Annotated in this window: 1 pseudogene; it reads right to left on the bottom strand. The window is 71.0% G+C overall.

Annotated features, from left to right (window positions below):
• A pseudogene (locus JYA52_RS22190) lies at positions 1 to 934 on the bottom strand (HNH endonuclease signature motif containing protein); the annotation flags it as partial.

Genomic DNA, 934 nt, shown 5'->3' with positions numbered 1-934 from the left:
TTGGTCGCGGGCGGTGAGGGCTTTGCGGATGTGGGGCGGGAAGATGCGGGTGGTGCGGCCGATGTCGAGGATGCGTCCTTCGCTGCCGAGAAGGACGGGGATGATGTCCGCGTCGCAGGCGATTTTGCGGATGATGGCGGGCGTGACCGGCCCGGTGAAGATGAACGTTCCTGTGCCGGTCGCGGTGCCTGGCAGCAGGGGTTGGTCCGTTCCGGGTGCTGTTCCCGGGAACGGGGGCTGGCCGGTGCCGGCGGCCCTGTCTGGATCACTGGCGGTGCCCGGGAATTCCCTGGTGCCGGGGGACGTGGGCTGGTCCGCGGTGGCCGCGCCCGGAGCTGCGCCGGGGGACGCAGCGTGCGAGGCGTCGCGGTGGTGGGGCTGGCCGGGTGCGGTCCGGGCGGTTGCTGTGGGTGTTGTTGGGGTGGTGCGGGGGTAGCGGGGGCCGGTGGCGGCGGCGGTCTCGAGTTGGTTGAGGAGGTCTTGGTAGCTGATGGTGACCATGACTTGGGGTCGGAGGCCTCCGGTGGCCGGGAGGGTGGCGGTGGCGAGGGCGGTTTTGCAGGCGCCGACGAGGCCGTCGAGGTGCTGCTGGGGCCGGGTGCGGCGTTCGAGGTGGGCATCGGCGGCCGCGGTTTCTGCGGCTGCGTCGAACCCCGGCCCGGTGTACGTGCCATGCTCAACGGCTGGGGCGGCGACCGGATCGCGCTCACCGTTCGTGTCCTGTCCGCCCTCCCCGCCTGTCTCCGGGTCTGCTGCGGTGCCTGTACCTCTAAATGTGCCGGTGCCGGTCCGTGGGTTGGTGGCGGTGTTCATGACGGTGAGGAGGTGTTCGTACTGGTCGGTGGTGGCGAAGATTTCGAGGTGGTGGAGGCCGCGGCGGGGGCGGCGGAGGAAGGCGCCTTGGCGGTGGCGGAGTTCTTCTTCGGAGGGTTCG

It is taken from the genome of Arthrobacter pascens (genome assembly GCF_017052465.1).
GTDB lineage: Bacteria > Actinomycetota > Actinomycetes > Actinomycetales > Micrococcaceae > Arthrobacter > Arthrobacter pascens.
This window is presented reverse-complemented; position numbering and strand designations above follow the sequence as displayed.